General features: G+C 72.1%; 18 protein-coding genes. 12 read left to right on the forward strand and 6 right to left on the reverse strand.

The genetic code is table 11. The features are described from left to right. Nucleotides 1–128 precede the first annotated feature (128 nt). From ACH34T_RS22270 to ACH34T_RS22285, 4 genes are all read left to right on the forward strand, one after another. The gene (locus tag ACH34T_RS22270) at nt 129–788 is read left to right on the forward strand and encodes a hypothetical protein (RefSeq protein WP_395994125.1); all 660 of its coding nucleotides are present in this window, start codon (nt 129–131) and stop codon (nt 786–788) included. 26 nt (nt 789–814) lie between these two features. Continuing rightward, nucleotides 815–1,378 (forward strand): carboxymuconolactone decarboxylase family protein, encoded by a 564-nt coding sequence (locus ACH34T_RS22275; protein WP_395994126.1) that lies wholly within the window; start codon nt 815–817, stop codon nt 1,376–1,378. A gap of 190 nt (nt 1,379–1,568) precedes the next feature. Next, nucleotides 1,569–3,086, forward strand: a complete 1,518-nt coding sequence (locus ACH34T_RS22280) for a hypothetical protein (protein WP_395994127.1) — start codon at nt 1,569–1,571, stop codon at nt 3,084–3,086. Beyond that, complete coding sequence (locus ACH34T_RS22285; protein ID WP_395994128.1) at nt 3,083–3,724, forward strand: NUDIX hydrolase; 642 nt, start codon at nt 3,083–3,085, stop codon at nt 3,722–3,724. The genes ACH34T_RS22280 and ACH34T_RS22285 overlap by 4 nt, the downstream gene beginning before the upstream one ends. Here ACH34T_RS22285 and ACH34T_RS22290 read toward each other — a convergent pair. Continuing rightward, the gene (locus ACH34T_RS22290; RefSeq protein ID WP_395994129.1) at nt 3,690–3,989 is read right to left on the reverse strand and encodes a PGPGW domain-containing protein; all 300 of its coding nucleotides are present in this window, start codon (nt 3,987–3,989) and stop codon (nt 3,690–3,692) included. The genes ACH34T_RS22285 and ACH34T_RS22290 overlap by 35 nt on opposite strands. Before the next feature lie 311 nt (nt 3,990–4,300). Here ACH34T_RS22290 and ACH34T_RS22295 point away from each other — a divergent pair, with 311 nt between their 5' ends. Next, nucleotides 4,301–4,813: an NUDIX domain-containing protein gene (locus ACH34T_RS22295; RefSeq protein WP_395994130.1), complete on the forward strand. Its 513-nt coding sequence runs from the start codon at nt 4,301–4,303 to the stop codon at nt 4,811–4,813. Nucleotides 4,814–4,849: 36 nt separating this feature from the next. Here ACH34T_RS22295 and ACH34T_RS22300 read toward each other — a convergent pair whose 3' ends face one another. Then, nucleotides 4,850–5,629: an excalibur calcium-binding domain-containing protein gene (locus ACH34T_RS22300; RefSeq protein WP_395994131.1), complete on the reverse strand. Its 780-nt coding sequence runs from the start codon at nt 5,627–5,629 to the stop codon at nt 4,850–4,852. Between the two features lie 153 nt (nt 5,630–5,782). On the opposite strand from ACH34T_RS22300, the gene ACH34T_RS22305 reads away from it, so the two are divergent. Beyond that, nucleotides 5,783–6,211: a PPOX class F420-dependent oxidoreductase gene (locus tag ACH34T_RS22305; RefSeq protein ID WP_395994132.1), complete on the forward strand. Its 429-nt coding sequence runs from the start codon at nt 5,783–5,785 to the stop codon at nt 6,209–6,211. On the opposite strand, the gene ACH34T_RS22310 is transcribed toward ACH34T_RS22305, so the two are convergent. Continuing rightward, a complete protein-coding gene (locus ACH34T_RS22310; protein WP_395994133.1) occupies nt 6,208–6,972 on the reverse strand; it encodes an AraC family transcriptional regulator in 765 nt (254 codons plus the stop codon). The genes ACH34T_RS22305 and ACH34T_RS22310 overlap by 4 nt on opposite strands. A 55-nt stretch (nt 6,973–7,027) precedes the next feature. On the opposite strand from ACH34T_RS22310, the gene ACH34T_RS22315 reads away from it, so the two are divergent. Next, on the forward strand, nt 7,028–8,206 hold the full coding sequence (locus tag ACH34T_RS22315; RefSeq protein WP_395994134.1) for an MFS transporter: 1,179 nt from the start codon (nt 7,028–7,030) through the stop codon (nt 8,204–8,206). Beyond that, nucleotides 8,203–9,021, forward strand: coding sequence for an alpha/beta fold hydrolase (locus ACH34T_RS22320; RefSeq protein ID WP_395994135.1), 819 nt, complete (start codon nt 8,203–8,205; stop codon nt 9,019–9,021). The genes ACH34T_RS22315 and ACH34T_RS22320 overlap by 4 nt, the downstream gene beginning before the upstream one ends. Here the strand turns inward: ACH34T_RS22320 and ACH34T_RS22325 are convergent. Beyond that, nucleotides 8,993–9,157, reverse strand: a complete 165-nt coding sequence (locus ACH34T_RS22325) for a sigma factor (RefSeq protein WP_395994136.1) — start codon at nt 9,155–9,157, stop codon at nt 8,993–8,995. The two genes, ACH34T_RS22320 and ACH34T_RS22325, sit on opposite strands and share 29 nt — an antisense overlap. 133 nt (nt 9,158–9,290) lie before the next feature. On the opposite strand from ACH34T_RS22325, the gene ACH34T_RS22330 reads away from it, so the two are divergent. Next, a complete protein-coding gene (locus ACH34T_RS22330; protein ID WP_395994137.1) occupies nt 9,291–10,733 on the forward strand; it encodes an ATP-binding protein in 1,443 nt (480 codons plus the stop codon). A 76-nt stretch (nt 10,734–10,809) separates the two neighbouring features. After that, nucleotides 10,810–10,965, forward strand: a complete 156-nt coding sequence (locus tag ACH34T_RS22335) for a hypothetical protein (RefSeq protein WP_395994138.1) — start codon at nt 10,810–10,812, stop codon at nt 10,963–10,965. 121 nt (nt 10,966–11,086) lie between these two features. Here the strand turns inward: ACH34T_RS22335 and ACH34T_RS22340 are convergent, their stop codons facing one another. Both ACH34T_RS22340 and ACH34T_RS22345 read right to left on the reverse strand, forming a co-directional pair. Then, the gene (locus ACH34T_RS22340) at nt 11,087–12,343 is read right to left on the reverse strand and encodes a cytochrome P450 (protein WP_395994139.1); all 1,257 of its coding nucleotides are present in this window, start codon (nt 12,341–12,343) and stop codon (nt 11,087–11,089) included. A gap of 17 nt (nt 12,344–12,360) precedes the next feature. Then, a complete protein-coding gene (locus ACH34T_RS22345) occupies nt 12,361–13,233 on the reverse strand; it encodes an SAM-dependent methyltransferase (protein WP_395994140.1) in 873 nt (290 codons plus the stop codon). A 594-nt stretch (nt 13,234–13,827) separates the two neighbouring features. On the opposite strand from ACH34T_RS22345, the gene ACH34T_RS22350 reads away from it, so the two are divergent. Together ACH34T_RS22350 and ACH34T_RS22355 are read left to right on the forward strand one after the other, a co-directional pair. Beyond that, nucleotides 13,828–14,319, forward strand: coding sequence for a hypothetical protein (locus ACH34T_RS22350; RefSeq protein ID WP_395994141.1), 492 nt, complete (start codon nt 13,828–13,830; stop codon nt 14,317–14,319). A 724-nt stretch (nt 14,320–15,043) separates the two neighbouring features. Next, the gene (locus tag ACH34T_RS22355) at nt 15,044–16,411 is read left to right on the forward strand and encodes a PQQ-binding-like beta-propeller repeat protein (protein WP_395994142.1); all 1,368 of its coding nucleotides are present in this window, start codon (nt 15,044–15,046) and stop codon (nt 16,409–16,411) included. Nucleotides 16,412–16,430 lie beyond the last annotated feature (19 nt).

A 16,430-nucleotide genomic window follows, 5' to 3' on the forward strand; every position in this document is an offset into this window, starting at 1 on the left:
GACTCCAAAGTAATCTACCGACGCACGAACGTTCGTCAGTAGAACAGATTCCGGCGGACAGCATCCAGTCTCCGGCACCCGGGACGATCCCCGGCACCGGAACGCCGCCGAACGACGGAAGGCCCATCGTGACGGAAGGTCTGCTCTACGTCCTGTCGCAACCGCGCGACGGCGACGAGGCCGGGTTCCACGACTGGTACGACAACGAGCACGGCCCCGCCAGGCTCGCCCTGCCGGGCGTCCATCGAGGTCACCGGTACCGCGCCGCGGACGGCGAGGCGCCGTCCTGGCTCGCATGGTACGACCTCGACCTGGACGTTCTCCAGACGCCCGGCTACCGGCGGCTGCGCGAGGAGCGCAGCGCGCGGGAGACCGCCGTCATGTCCGCGCTGGAGACCCTCGACCGCCGCGTCTACGCGCTGCGGGACGACCGGGGCACGCCGTCCGCCGCGCCGCCGCCGCTCCTGGTGGCGCGGGCCATGACGATCGAGCCCGCGCGGGAGCCCGACTTCCACGCCTGGTACGCCGAGGAGCACATCCCGACCCTGCACGCGCTCCCCGGCTGGCGCAGGACCCGCCGCTACGTCCTCGTCGACGGCCGGGCGCCCCGCTTCCTCGCCCTGCACGAGATCGACGACCCCGGCGTCTTCGCCACCGACGCCTACCGCGCCGCGACCAGCACCCCGTGGCGCGCCGAGATCATGCGCGCCGTCACCGCCGAGGAACGCCGCACCTTCGCCTACCACAGCACCTTCCGGACCAGCGGCACACCCGCCAACGCTCAATGAACCACCACACTCACCGGGGGACCTTCATGCCTGCACGCGTCGACGCGTTCCGGCCGGCGGACCTGACCGCCGAACAGCGCGAGCTCTACGACCGGCTGCTCGACAGCGCCCGCGCCACCGGCAGCCGGCCGTTCCCGCTCGCCGACGAGGAGGGCCGGCTGCGCGGCCCGTTCAACGGCATGCTGCTCAGCCCGGAACTCGGCAACGCGCTGCAGGAGCTCGGCACCGTCGTCCGCTACGGGACGGGTTTCACCCCGCGGCAGAAGGAACTGGCGATCCTCGCCGTGGCCGCGCACGAGCACTCGGAGTACGAGTGGGCCGTGCACACCCACGCGGCGGTCCAGGCCGGCCTCACCGAGGAGCAGATCGCCGCCATCCGCGCGGACGCCGACTGCCGCCTCGACGACCCGCTGGAGTCGACCGTCCTCGCCGCCGCCCGCGAGCTCGTGGCCAGCGGCGACCTCACCGACGACAGCTTCACCGCGGCCACCGGCACCCTCGGCCTCACGCGCCTGTACGAGCTGGTCACCCTCGTCGGCTACTACCGGATGGTCGCCGACCAGCTCCGCGTCCTCCGCGTCACCGATTGACGCCCGACTCTCCCCCGGCCCCCGGCCGCCCGAAAACGCGTCGAGAATCATTCGCCCGCATTCATGAGAATTCGGTGCGGACCGCGACCGGATGGCCACGGCCGGTCATAGACGGCGAACGCGGCACAGCGCGGGCATCCGTCGACTTAGGGTTGTCGGGCGATGTTTCCGGGACCAAAGGGAGTGCCAGATGTCGGTCGCGCATGTCGGGAACGTCAGCTTCAAGAGGTTGATGTCCGGGGATCTGCGCCAGACGATCACGGCCGTGCCGCAGTCGCTCGACAATCAGTGGTTCGACCGGGAACTCCTCGACCGGGCGCGGCGGGAGGGCGGGGTCGGCAGGGCCATTCTGCGGGAACAGGCCCGGAGGTCGCGGCGCGAATACCTGCGCGCCCTCCTGAACGCCGAGAAAGTCCTGATCAACCGCGCCTTTCTCTACAACAACCCGCAGGTCTACCAGGATTTCGCGAAGCGGGGACGCGACCACGACGCCTTCCGCCAGATGCTGGAACGCGAGGCGATCATCCCGCTGCTGCTGACGGAGGACGGCCCGCTCCCCGCGGAGAATCCGGACTTCCAGGTCACCGAAGGGCTCGCGGCCTGGCGCGAGGTGGCGGAGAACACCATGATGTCGTGCCTGCGCATGTCCTGGGACGACACCGAGAACGCCGCGCTCACCAAGGCCGTGTACAAGGCGTTCGGCGCGTTCTTCACGGGCTTCGTCCAGTTCGAGGTACCGGCCCTGCAGCGTGACTTCGACCTCGCCGAGGACGAGGCGGTCAGCGCGCTCGCCCGGCTCAAGGAGGTCGGACGCTGGGTGTACGACGAGCTGGACGCCGGGCGGCCGGTGGTGCGGCAGGGGCTCTACGAGAGGTTCGTCGTCGGCGAGGGCGGCGACGTCGCGGCGCGCCAGTACGACCCCGGTCAGCCGCACATGGCCATCGTGAAGCAGCTGATCGACCTGAAGTACGCCACGAACCTGGCGGACGCGATCGACGTCTTCACCCTGACGCCGAGCGACTCGCCGCGGCGCACCGCGCTGCAGGAGGCGCTCCAGTTCCGGCGGCGGCAGGCCGACCCCGCCGGGGAGACGGACGCCGAAGAGCTCATCACGCTGCTGCGGAACCTGGCGTTCGAGAACGTCCAGGCGCTGCTGGAGGCGGTGCCCACGCTGGACCGCCTGTCCCTGGCCGACATCTGGCAGGTCCGCAACGAGGAGGAATGGCGGACGTACAACGCGGCGCTGGCGGGCGTCATCAACGCGCCGTCCATCGAGGCCCTCGCCGACCCGGTCACCGGGATCGTCGAGATCAGCCGGGCGTACCTCACGATGCTCAACAAGGCGGAGCAGATCCGCGACGACCGCTCCGGCGAGCGGTTCGGCGGCCTGACCGAGATCGCCATCGACATCGGCTCGCTCACCGTGAACGTCCTCTACCTGCCCGACAACAGCATCGACCATGAGATCATCGGCGAGGTCGCCCACCTGGCCGGGAAGCGGGCGGCGAGGGTCACGCTCCGGCTGGGCCTCGGCAGGCTCCTGGCGAACAGGTCGCGGCACCGGATCGAGACGACCGCGCAGCTCCTCGACCTGCGGATGGACGACCCGTACCGGGAGGCGAAGAAACTGATCGAGTACCTGACGACGCGGGGGTCGGCGCGGGGCGGCAACGACGACGGCACGGACCTGTCGAACGAGGGTCAGTGACCACCCCGCACGAGGAGTACGAGAAGCTCCGCCGGGACTGGCCAGACCTGTTCGCCAACCCGCCGGGCGCGTGGACCCCGATCCTCGACGACTTCCCGTCCGAAGGCGGCCCGTACGGCGTCTGCTACCGCGACCAGTACGTCCTGCTCCTGCGCGACCCGGTCACGTTCCCGGACGGCCGGACCGGCGGCTACCTGCGGGCACTGCACTCCACCGGGCAGGCGGGGGCCGCCGTCCTCCCGTCGTGCGACGGCGGCGTCGTCCTGATGCGGCACTTCAGGCACGCCACCCGGCAGTGGCACTGGGAGATCCCCCGCGGCTCGCCGCAGCCGGGCGAGACGCCGGAGCAGACGGCCCGCCGGGAACTGCACGAGGAGATCGGCGTGCCGGCGCGGTCGATCGAGTTCCTCGGCGACCTCTACGCCGACACCGGCGTCGCCGGCAGCAAGGCCGGTCTCTTCTGGGCGGACGTCGACCACCCGCACGACTCGCACCTCGAAGAGGGCATCGACCGGATCGAGCTGGTGGCCCCGGCGCGGCTCGACCTCATGCTGGACCGCGGCGAGATCACCGACTCGTTCACCCTGGCGGCCCTGCTGCACGCTAGGCGGCGTGGCCTCGCCCCGTTCGCGTCCTGACCCGGTGCCAGCCGGCGCGGGCCCAGCCGTTCACGCGCCGGCTGATCCGGCGGGCGGTGGGGAACTCGGTGCCGAGCAGCCCCAGCCCGGCGAGGATCGCCACCACGCCCGGTCCCGGCAGCACCAGCATCACGACGCCCGCGACGATCATCGCCGTCCCGGCGACGGCGACCGCGGCCTTCCGCAGCAGCCGCACCGGCCCCGCGCGCCGCGGCGCCGCCGGTTCGGACTCCGCGTCAGGCGGGTGCGTAGCGATCGTGGTCATGGCGCCTCCCCCGTCACAGGCTCTGCCCTATCGACGAACCGGAACGCCCCCGAAGATCCCGAACCCCGTCCGCTGTGGCCAGGACCACAGCGCACGGCCCGGCGGGCGCGGCATGCGGGCGCGGCAGGCGCGCGCGGCAGGCGGGCGCGGCAGGCGGGCGCGGCAGGCGGGCGCGCGCGGCGGGCGTACGGGCGTACGGGCGTGCGCGCGCGGCGGGCGTACGGGCGTGGCGGGCGTGGCGGGCGTGCGCGCGCGGCGTCCGCGGCGGGCGCGGCGGGTGGCGGTCGGGGGTGGCGGCTAGCATTCGGGCAATGAAGATCCGGTTCGCCGCTCTGCGGGCGCGTGGACGCGGCGGCCCGGTGGCGCACCGGCTGGCCGCGCGCGCCTGGCTGCGGCTCGGCGGGCGGGCGCAGTGGCGGCTCGCCCGGCTCCGGCACCGGACGTTCCTGGTGTACGCGGGCGGGATCGTCCGGGACGACCGGGGGCGGATCCTGCTGCTGCGGCACCGGCTCTGGCCCGCGTACCGCGCGTGGGGCCTGCCCGGCGGCTACGTCGACGCCGGCGAGCGGCTGGAGGACGGCGTCGCCCGCGAGGTGCGGGAGGAGACGTCCCTGGACGTGAAGGTCACCGGCCCGCCGGCGGCGATCGCCAGCGGCTTCCGCCACCGGGTCGAGGCGTACTACGAGGCCCGCGTGATCGGCGGGCGCCTCGCCCTGGACGCGGCGGAGATCCTGGAGGCCCGCTGGTACCCCCTGGACGACCTGCCGGACAAGATGTCCCCCCGCCTCCGCACCCTGATCACCTCACTCACCCCACCCCCCTAGGCCCGGCGCGCGGGGCTGCGGCGGGCGCGGCCGCGGCTACCCACCGGAATTCGGCGCTGAGGGCTCTTCGCTCGTCCCGGGCTCCGAAGGGCCCGGGTCGGACGGCGGCTCGCTGGGTTCCGACGGCTCCTCGCTGGGCACGTCGCTCGGCACGTCGCTCGGCTCCTCGCTGGGCGGCTCGCTCGGCGGCGTGCTCGGCTCCTCGGTCGGCTCGTCGCTCGGCGGCGTCCCGCCGAACCCGGGCTCGCAGTCGATACCGTCATGATCGCGATCTTGGTACCAGTCGTACTCGGGATCCACGCCCCGGTAGTAGGGCCCGTACCCGTGGGCGTTGGCCTCCGCGCACGTGTCGAAGCGCGGGTCGAGGCCGTCCGCCGGGCCCGGCGGCGCGACGGCGCCGGGCTCGCAGTCGACGCCGTCGTGATCACGGTCGTGGTACCAGCTGTATTCGGGGTCCCAGCCCTTGACGTAGGGACCGTACCCGTGGGCGTTGGCCTCCGCGCAGGTGGCGAAGCGCGGGTCGACGCCGTCCGCCGCGCCCGGCAGCGGAGTCGACGGATCGCGGGGCTCCCTCGGAGCCGGTGTCGGCGGGGTCGGCGGCGGGGAGGCGGGCGGCGCGCTCGTCTCGCGCGGGGCGGTCTTCTCGGCGTCCTCGGAGTCCGACCCGCACGAGGTGAGGAAGCCGAGGAGCAGGATCGCGGCTAGGGCGGCGAGAACCGGCAGAAGACCCCTGCGCCTTGGACGACGGCCGCGGAAGCGGAAGCGGAGGCGGGGGTGCGCGGCGCGGCCGGGCGGTGGATGCGATGGCTCTGGCATGGTGCGACCTTGTGAGTGGAGTCCGCCGCACCCTGAATCTCAGTTCATCGCAAACTTCCCGATAGTGACAGAAGCGGCGGGCCTCGCGGCGGCCAATATTCCGCCAATTGCTCCGCTTGACCTCAAGATGAGTCGAGGTTCCATCCTGGGGCAATGATCCTCACAGAGCTCGAACGCGAATATCTCGCCACCCAGCGCCTCGCCCGGCTGGCCACGGTCGGGCCCAAGGGCGACCCGCAGAACAATCCCGTCGGATACGAGTACAACGCCGATCTGGGCACCTTCGACATCCGGGGCTGGAACCTCGCGAAGTCCCGCAAGTACCGCAATCTCCGCGGCAACGACCAGGTGGCGCTCGTCATCGACGACCTGGCGTCCGTCCAGCCCTGGCGCGTGCGCGGCATCGAGGTCCGCGGGCGCGCCGAGACGCTCGTCGAGGACGCCCCCGAAGGCTCCTACTTCGGCGCGGACCTGATCCGCGTCCACCCGCTGACGATCTTCAGCTGGGGCATCGATCCCGCCGTCGAGGGCATGACCAAGCGCACCTTCCAAGACCGCGCCGCCGAGGAGCGCACCGCCTAGGGACGACGGCCCGGCGCGTCCGGCGGACGGGACGCGACGCGTCCGGGCGTCGCGCCGAAGGCGTGGCGGAAGGCCTCGATGAAGGCGCTCGGGCCGGCGTAGCCGCAGGCCGCGGCGACGCCGGTCACCGACGCGCCGGTCGCGAGAAGGATCAGCGCGCGGTGGAGGCGGACCTGCGCCCGCCACTGCGGGAACGTCATCGACGTCTCCAGCCGGAACAGCCTGCTCAGGGTCCGCTCGGACGCGCCGACCGCGCGGCCGAACTCGGCGAGGGTCCGCCGGTCGGCGGGGTCGTCGGCGAGCGCGGCGGCGATGGAGCGGAGCCGGTCGTCCACCGGGACCGGCAGGTGCAGCGGGAGTTCCTCCACGCGGCGCAGCTGGTCCAGCGCGACCCGCTCCAGGTTGCGCCGGGGCCCGGCGGTCAGGCCGTCCTCGGCGGTCAGCGCGATGATGACCTCGCGCAGCAGCGGGGACACCGCGAGCACCGTCGGCCCGCCGAACGCCGGCTCGTCCCGCGTGAAGTTCACGGTGCGCAGCTGGGTCGGCCCGTGCGCCTGGTGGGAGTGCGGCACCCCGGACGGCAGCCACACCGCCCGGTGCGGCGGCACGACCCACATGCCCGCGCCGGTCGACACCTGCAGGACGCCGTGACTGGGGTAGACGAGCTGGTGGTGCTCATGATCGTGCCAGCCGACGCGCTCCCGGTGAGCGAGCGGCAGCAACGAGGCGGGCCGGTCGGCAGGTTGGCGGGTTTTCGACATATGCCAGCAGAATACCGATAGCCCCCACCCGTGAGCGTTCACGATGCTGGACGGCATGGCAACGAGCATGCGGCGCACCGAGACGGCCGAGCACAGCGCGCCGCCGGTGGTGCGGCGGATGTGGCTCTGGGCCGCCGCCCACGCGGTCGACGACTTCTACCAGGGCCTCGTGCCCGCGAGCGTGCCCTACTTCGTCCTCGAACGGCATTACAGCTACGTCGCCGCGAGCGGCCTCACCCTCGCCGCCACGCTGGGCAGCGCCCTGCCGCAGCCGCTGATCGGCATCGCCGTCGACCGGCTGCGGCTGCCCCGGCTCGCGGCCGCGGGGGTCCTGCTGGCGGGGGCGGGGTTCGCGCTGTCCGGGACGGCCGGGTCGTACGCGGTCGTGTGGGTGCTCCTCCTGCTGTCCGGGCTCGGGGTGGCGATGTTCCACCCGGCGGCGGGCAAGGCCGCCCGGGAGGCCGCCGGCGACAGCGTCACGGGGATGAGCGTGTTCGCCGCGGGCGGCAGCGTGGGCTTCTTCCTGGCGCCCGTCCTCGCGACGCCGGCGCTGGTCGCCTGGGGGGCGGGCGGCACCGTCGTGTTCCTGCCCCCGGCCGTGCTGGTCGCGTTCGTCCTGGCCAGGAACGTCCGCCGGGCGCGGGACGGCGCCGTCCCGGCACCGGACGGGCCCGCCCTGTGGCGGCCGTTCGCCGTCCTCACCGCGATCTCGGTGGTCCGCTCCGCCGTGTTCGCGGCGGTCGCCACCTTCATCGGCCTGTACTGGATCCGGCACCTGGACGGGTCGCAGGCCATGGCCGGGACGGCGCTCGCGTGCTTCCTCGGCGGCGGCGTCGCCGGGACCGTCCTCGGCGGGCGCCTCGCCGACCGGATCGGCCTCGTCCGGACGGTACGGCTCGGCGCCGTCCTGGTCACGCCGGCGCTGGCCGGCCTGCGGCTGGCGCCGGGGCCGCTGCTGCCGCTGCCGTTCGCCGTCCTGGTGGGGCTGACGCTGAACGTCCCGTTCGCGGTCCTGGTCCGGCTCGGCCAGGACTACCTGCCCGGACGTCCCGGCACCGCGGCCGGGGTGACGCTCGGGCTCAGCGTCAGCGCCGGCGGCCTCCTGACCCCGGTCTTCGGGCTGGCCGCCGACGCGCACGGCGCGCAGGCGGTCTTCACCCTGCTCTGCTTCGTCCCCGCCGTCGCCTACCTGCTGGGACTGTTCCTGACCCCGCCTCCAGAAAGGCTCACATGACCCCGTTCGCCTTCCACGGCGGAGACGGCCACGGCGGCCACGCCCTATTCGCCGACATCGACGGTTCCGGGCGGCCGCTCGTCCTCCTGCACGCCGGCGGCCCGGACCGGCACAGCCTCCGTCCCCTGGCCCGGCTGCTCGCCGACCTGGCCACGGTGATCCTGCCGGACGTCCGCGGCTATGGCGCGTCGGTCTGCGCCGACCCCGCCCTGCACACCTGGGACCAGTACACCCGCGACCTGCTCGCCCTGCTCGACGCGCTCGGCCACCGCCGCGCCGTGCTGGCCGGCGCGGGCCTCGGCTCGACGATCGCGCTGCGCACCGCCCTGCGCGTCCCGGACCGGGTGGACGCGGCGATCCTGCTCGGCGTCGAGGACATCGAGGAGGACGCCGCCGCCAAGGCCGCCGAGATCGCCTTCCTCGACGCCTTCGCCGCCCGCGCCGCCGCCGACGGCCTGGAGGCCGCGTGGGAACCGATCCTGGAGCGGTTCCCGCCGGTCGTCGGCGCGATGGTGCGCGACGCCGTCCCGCGCAGCAACCGGGCCAGCGTCGTCGCGGCCGCCGCCATCGCGCACGACCGCTCTTTCGCCTCGGTCGCCGACCTCGCCGGCGTCGCCGCCCCCGTCCTGGTGTTCCCGGGCACGGACGCCCGCCACCCGCGGGCCCTCGCCGAACGCTGCGCCCGGACGATCCCCCACGCGACCCTCACCCCGGTCTCCATCTCAAATCAACTGAAAACAGCGGAAGACCTAGCCACCGCCACCGCCCCGACCATCCGATACTTCCTCACCTCCCTACCACCCGAACCGCCCTAGCCCGCGCGCCCTCCCGCTCGCGGTAGCGCGCCGAGCCGCGCCACAACGCCAGGAAGGTCTCTCGCACCACGTCGTCGATCAGCGCCTGGTCCGCGCAACGATTGCGCAGCCGCAGCCGCGAACGACGAGCTCGCATCCCGAACGGACCGGGGAGAAATCCTGTCGCAGCGCGTGGACGCCGCCCTTACGCTGGGCCCGCGTCCGCGGACGACTCGGGCGGTTGCCCCACGGCCCCGCGCCACCACGGAACCCGACCGATCGGGGGGATCATGTCCGACTCCGGCACCGGCGACCGGCAGCTCGACCTGGCCGGCGCGCGATCGCTGGCGGCCAGCGTGCAGCGACTGCTGAGGGCGGCCGGGGAGCAGGTCGAAGAGGCCAATGCCCGATCGCCGCTGGTGACCCGGTTGACGGATCATCTCGGCTGTCCGTTCCCCGACGTCCTCACGGTCGAGCAGACGTACAGGATCTGGGAGCACGCCAGCCTGCAGCGCGGTATCGACGCCTACCTCGCCGGGCATTCGCCGGACGCCGAATGGTTCGGAATCTCGGGCGCAGACCGGCGTTTCGAGAGCCTCGACAGCATGCTCACCGGAGCTCTGCGCACCGGCGGGTTCCAGCTCGGCCGGCCCGACTACGCGACCGCGGCGACCGGCGCGGCGGAGACCATGGAGGTCGTCGAGCTCGGCCTGGTCACGACCGCGGGCCCGGACGGCACCCCGATCGTGGTCGGGATGCAGAGCACCGCCGCCTACGACGAGCAATGCGTGCTGACGGTCTTCGCCAAAGAGCGGGCGACCGCCAGGGCCGTGCGGGACGAGGTGGATCGGCTCAAGGACGAGCACGACGTGCTCCGCGGCCGTTTCGTGAGCTTCACCGCCAGCGAGCACAACGAGAACGAACTCGTCACCTTCCTGCCCCGGCAGGGCCCGGCCGCGACGGACGTGATCCTGCCCGACGGGCGCCTGGAGGGTATCGAGTCGCACATCGTGGGCATCGCCGAGCACGCGGAGCGGCTGCTGGCGGCCGGGCAGCATCTCAAGCGGGGCCTGCTGCTGCACGGGCCGCCGGGGGTCGGGAAGACGCACACGGTCCGCTACCTCATCGGCCGGCTGTCCGGGTACACGGTCGTCCAGCTGACCGGTCACGCGGTGCGGTTCCTTGACCAGGCGGTTGCGCTGGCCCGCAGGCTCCAACCGGCTGTGATCGTGCTTGAGGACGTGGACCTGGTGGCGGAGGGCCGCGAGTCGCACGACAGCTCCCCGCTGCTGTTCTCCCTGCTGGACGCGATGGACGGCCTCGCCGAGGACGCCAACGTGGTGATGGTGCTCACCACCAACCGGGTCAACGTGCTGGAGCGGGCGCTGACCGAGCGGCCAGGACGGGTCGACCTGGCGGTGGAGATTCCCCGTCCGGACGCCGCGGGCCGGTTGCGGCTGCTCCGGCTGTACGCCCGCGACCTGCGGATCGAGGCCGACCTCGACCGGATGGTCACCGCGACCGAGGGGGTGACCGCGTCCTTCATCAAGGAGATGCTGCGCCGCGCCGTGCTGACGGCGCTGCGCGAGGCGGAGACCGTCGAGGCCCTCACGGACGCGCACTTCGAGGCGGCGCTGGCCGGGATGACGGCTCCGGGACAGTCGCTGACCCCGGGCCTTCTCGGCGCCCCCCTCGACGACCCGGACGACCTCCGACACGAGGACGACAGCTGAGCCCGCCCCCGCTGACAGACGCCCGGGATCCGTGAGACCACCGATATGGACCTGTGATCTGAGACTGGGGCGATGGGTGCGCGACGCCATCCCGCGCGGCGACCGGGTCAGCGCCGTCGCGGCCACCTCCATCGCGCACGACCGATCCTTCGCTACGGTCGCCGAACTCGCCGACGTCGCCGCCCCGGCCATCCGGGATTTCCTCGTCTCCCTGCCAGACCAGCCGAGCTAGTGCGCAAAGCTCCTGGACGCCACCGTTCGCGGCTTCGCGAAGCGCCGCTTCAGCGCGTTCGGCGTATGGGCAATTGATGCTCCGGTAGAGCCGGATCGCCTCCCGGGAGCGGCGCCTTCCTCTAGGCGGCCCCGTCCGAGAGGGAGGCGGGTAAGTGTTTGATGCCGTTGAGGAAGTTCGACCGCAGCCGGTCGGGAGGGCCCGCGGCGTGGACGGCGGGCGCACGGCTGAGCAGTTCCCGGAAAATGGCGGTGATCTCGCTGCGCGCCAGATGCGCGCCCAGGCAGTAGTGCGGTCCGGGGGCGCCGAAGCCGAGGTGCGGATTGGGCGAACGGGTGATGTCGAACCGGTCGGGGTCGTCGAACACGGTCTCGTCGCGGTTGGCCGACCAGTAGTACAGGAGCAGTTTGTCGCCCGTGCTGAAATGGTGGCCGTTCAATTCGCAGTCCCGGGTCGCGGTGCGCCTCATGTAGATGATGGGCGAGGCGACTCGGACGATCTCGTCCGCCGCCGTGGCCGCGTACCGTTCGAAGTCTCCGGCCCACAGCCGTTTCTGCTCCGGATGCTCGGTGAGGAGCATGAGCCCGTGCGAGATCGCCGTGCGGGTGGTCTCGTTGCCGGCCTGCAGGAGAATGCCGAAAAAGGAGCCGAGTTCCCCGCCGGTCAGTTTCTCGCCGTCGACATTGGCGTTGACGAGCCTGGACGTCAGATCGTCGCCGTCGGGGGCGCCGGCGCGTTCGGCGGCCAGGTCCTTGACCATGTCCGCCAGTTCGGCGGCGGCCGTGAGGAGGGTGACGGGCTCGGTCTCCGTCCTGTCCGGGGTGTACTCGGGGTCGCCCGCGCCGAGAATGATGTTGGTGCGCTCGGCGACGAACCGGTGCCGGCTCTCCGGGACGCCCATCATCCCGCAGATGATGGTCAGCGGCAGCCGCTCGGCGACGTCGGTGACGAAGTCGAACGTGCCGTGCTCCGGCAGCCCGTCGACGATCTCGGCCGCCACCTGCCGGATCTGGGCGTCCAGCCGCTGGATCATGCTCGGGGTGAACGCCCGGGACACGATCCGGCGCAGCCGGGCATGCCGCGGATCGTCCATGTTGATCATCGAGTCGAAGAACTCCATCAACCGCGGCGGCCGATCGAACACCATCACGCCCTCGGCGCTGGAGAAGTCCTCCGGCCTCCGGCTGGCCTCCGCGACGTCGGCGTGGCGCGTCACCGCGTAGAAGCCCGGCCCCGGCCTCGCCCACCGAATCCGCGGCTCCGCGAAGAACGCGATCGGCCTCTCCCGCCGCAGCACGCGGAACGCCGCCGCGCGATCGGCGTACGGCGCGGCCCAGAAGGCACCCTTGGACAGATCGATGTCGGACAACCCGGGCACATCGCCTCCTCGTACCGTCAGGGTTTGCGGCCCACTCCCGCGTACACCGGGATCCGGCCGCCGTAGCCGGGCGCCTCCTCGACCGTCCGCTCCGGCGGGGCGGTGAGCCGGACGACGTCCGATCCGTCCGGGTCGGGCTCGTCGGGACGCCGGTCGGTCAGCCACACCAGCCCCGGGTCGACCAGGTCGTCCCCCTTGAACAGGTCCTCGATCTCCTGATGCGTCCGCAGGTGGACGGGGCTCGCGGTGCGCCGGTAGATCTCCCTGGCCCGCTCGGTCTGTTCGGGCCGGGCCTTCTCCACCAGGTCCCCGGTCAGATGGGAGACGACCAGGTGACTCCCCGCGGCGGTCGCGTCGCGGTACTCCGCCACGATGGCCCACGGGTCGTCGGCGCCGTCGACGAAATGCAAGATCGACACCAGGATCACCGCCACCGGACGGCTGAAGTCCAGTAGCTCCCGTGTCGTCTCGTGCCGCAGGACGGTGTCCGGCCGCCGCAGGTCCGCCTCGATCACGCCGACGTTGCCCGGATCGCGTATCAGCGCCCGGCTGTGCGCGCAGACCATCGAGTCCCAGTCGACGTAGACGACGCGGGCGTCCGAGTTCGCCGCCAGCGCCACCTGGTGCACGTTGCTCCGGGTGGGCAGTCCGGCGCCCAGGTCGAGGAACTGCGTGATCCCCGCCTCCGTGGCCAGATACCGGACGGCCCGCATCAGAAACGCCCGATTGGCCCGCGCCGCGACCGGCGATCCCGGCAGCACGGCGATGACCTTCTCGGCTGCCTCTCTGTCGGCGGCGTAGTTGTCCTTTTCGCCCAGGTAGTAGTCGTACATCCGAGCGACGTTGGGCACCGTGACATCGACACCCGACGGCGGGCTGTCTTCCCCCATGGACGGACCCTTTCGTCCAAGCAGAGCGGCAGACACTGACGAACTCATCATGGCAGGGACACCAAACCCCAACAATCTAAAAGATGAGGCTGGAATTGCGGGTCTGCGGAAATCGGGCTGACGAGGTCGGCGCCTGGTGGTCCGCGGCCCCCGTGGCCACCGCCCGCAGTGGCCTGGGGGCCCGTTCGCGGTGGCCCGCACCGTCCCGAGACCACGAGATCACCATGGCCCCCCACCACGCGGGCGGCTCTCCCACAGGGCGGCGATCGGACGGGACCGCCCAGTGAGGCTCACCTCGCAATGGGTCACAACTCGCAGGCCGTCATGGACGCGAACGACCCAGGAAAGGACGTCGAAGGGCGAGTGGCCCCGTATCGCCCGGCGGCGCGACAACCGCGCAGGGTGGCCGCGGTGGCCGCACCGGGCCGCGAGAACTTTACGAACAAAGCGCGGACCCCGACAACGACCGTGGTAAGAAGGGCAAGGCCACCACAAATCACGAACCGCCAACGATGGCGGCGCTCCCGACTGTGATTCGGTTTCGGCGAGCGCACTGTTCGATACGGCAGCGAGGCGAAAGAGATACCCGGATCAATGAACTATTCGCTCGTTGAGATTCGCGATAACAACATCCTGGCCTTGCGGTACTTCCTGCTGGAAGGGCCGGAAGCGTGGGCGCCGCTGCAACGCGAGCTGCAGGAGGACGACGAGACCGCGGCCGGTTACGTGTCGCTGCTCCTCGGGGCGTTCAGCGTCGCGGTGCGCCGGAGGTTCCCCGCGACCCCCACCGCGGCGGAGATCATGCGCTTCGTCACCGACTTCCGGATCAGCCGCGAGGACGCGGACCTGATCAACCCGCTCGTGGTCGAGGACGTGATCCGCCGCGCCGTCGACACGTCTCCGCTGGACGAGGACGAGCCGGAGGACCTGACGGCCGTCCTGAGCATCAAGGCCCACATCCTGCTCTTCCTCGTCGCCGAGGCCGACTTCTCCGCGACCGAGCTGGAGCGGTTCATCGAGGAGGTCGTCGACTACACCAGGGAGTGGCTCGTCGCACGCCGGGCCGAGATGCTCGCGGGGCGGTGAGACAGGAAAGATTCCGTCGCGCCGGGTGGGCGCCGCACTTGCGCCGGGCCCGCGTCCCCGGACGTGCGCGGCGCCGAGCGGACGACCTCCAGCGGTGCACAGGACGGTCGACACCGACCTGCCCCGGCATCGGAACCCGACCGGGCAGAGAGATCCTGTCCGATTCCGGCACCGGCGACCGGCGGCTCGACCTGGTCGGCGCGCGAAGGCCGGCGGCCTCACCACCGACCGGTCAAGCTGCTGCCGGAGCGAGCCCTGACCGAACGTCCCGGGCGGGTCGAGCAGGCGGGTCGACCGGGCGGGTAGACGAATGAGCCGCCCGCCGATGACGCCCCGGGGATCATGCCCTGAGTGACTCGTTGGGTTCCAAGTCGGCGAGTATGCCGATGCCCCTCGTCGAGCCGCGACTAGTATTCCTGCCGCCCATTCGGGAAAGCCCCTCGCCGGCGAGCGCGGAAGCCGCGCGGCGGCCGGAGATGGCCGCGGCCAGATGATCGCTCGCCCCAGGCTGAGAACAATGGGGCCGGTGCCCGAACCGGAAGAGTCTCGTCCAGACCACGGCACTCCGGGCGGCGACCGTGGTAGGAAAGTTCGGTGCATCGCCCGGCCCCCGCCGGGACGATCGGCCCGCCATTCAGCGACATGCTGGAAATCCAAGCCTAACGAGACCCGGGTCGCCGGCACGACCGGATCACTGTTCTTCGAGCGGTCATAGGAACTACGGATGCCTTCGCAATTTACGGACTCCCCTTACCTGGCTCCTCCTCCGCCGTCAAAGGCGTGGGGCAAGTGGCGGCTGATTTACCTGGCCTTTCCGGCGTTCATGATCTTCGTCGCGGTCATGGTCGTGCGGAGCGTCGTGTTCGGCGGTGAGGAGTCTTCGGGTCCCAAGGGCGAACTGCTGTGGTGGCTGGACGCCAAGGCGGCGCCGCTGCAGCCGCATGGGCCGGTGGGGTGGCCGTCCGGGGACGTGTTCGCGATCGCCGCCGGGCGGCAGGTCACCGGGTACGGGATCGCGGACGGGAAGAAGCGGTGGGCGGTGCCGCTCCCCGGGGACGTTTGCGCCGCGTCCACGCAGATGGCGAGCGGACGGGTCGCTGTGCTGCACGGTGCCGGGGGTGGCACGTGCGACCGCGTCCAGGTCGTGGACGTCCAGCGCGGGAAGGCCGTGTGGCAGCGGCCGCTGCCGCTGTGGGACTCCAGCGGGACGAAGGGCACCCAGGTCGTCATCGCGAACGGCGCCGTCGCGGTGCAGCGGGAGGACGAGGGCATCAACGCGTTCCGGCTCCGGGACGGCAGGCCCCTGTGGCGGCGCATCGGTCTCTTCAACGGCTGCCTGTACTCGGCCGTCGGCGGCGGGCGGGCGCTGGTCGCCGAGCAGACGTGCGGGGGCGGCACGTCCGGCGCCGTCCAGCTGCTCGGCGCGGCGGACGGGCGGCCGCGCTGGACCCGTCCGCTCGGCGAGGACATCGGCGTGACCGGCATCTTCTCCACGGACCCCGTCGTCATCGGCATCGGGGAGACCTACGACGGGGAGACCACGCAGGTGCTCATGCTCGACGACGCCGGTGCTCCGGCCGGACGGGTGAAGCTGGACAAGTACAGCGGCCAGCGGAGCGTCCACTGCGCGAGCGGCGAGGTCACCCGGTGCGACGGCATCGTCCTCAGCGGCACCACCGTGTACCTGCGCGCGAAGACCGACGACTTCGGCCCGCAGAAGGTCACCGCCTACGACCTGGCCAGCGGCCGCGACCTGTGGACGAGCAAGGTCACCGGCCGGGCGGAGCTGGTCCCGGTGGGCTTCCACGGCGGGCGGCTCATCGCGGCGCACCCGCCGGTCCCCGCGCGCAAGCGGGGGTATTCCGGCGACCCGAGCGCCGTCCTGGCCCTCGACCCGCGGACCGGGAAGGACACCGAGCTGATGACGGTGTCCGAGTCGATGACCGGCATCGACGCGATGATCAGGGGCGAGGCGCGGCTGTACTGGGCGGACGGCCGCCTCATCCTGCTCCGGTACGGCCCGCGCCCCGGCGACGGCCCCGTCCTCGCCGCCTTCGGCCCCCCAAACCCCGCCCCCGCCCGCAAACAATGAGCCCGCCCGCAAACAATGG

Origin of the sequence: Actinomadura sp. 9N215, assembly GCF_044326345.1 — a bacterium.
Taxonomy (GTDB): domain Bacteria; phylum Actinomycetota; class Actinomycetes; order Streptosporangiales; family Streptosporangiaceae; genus Spirillospora.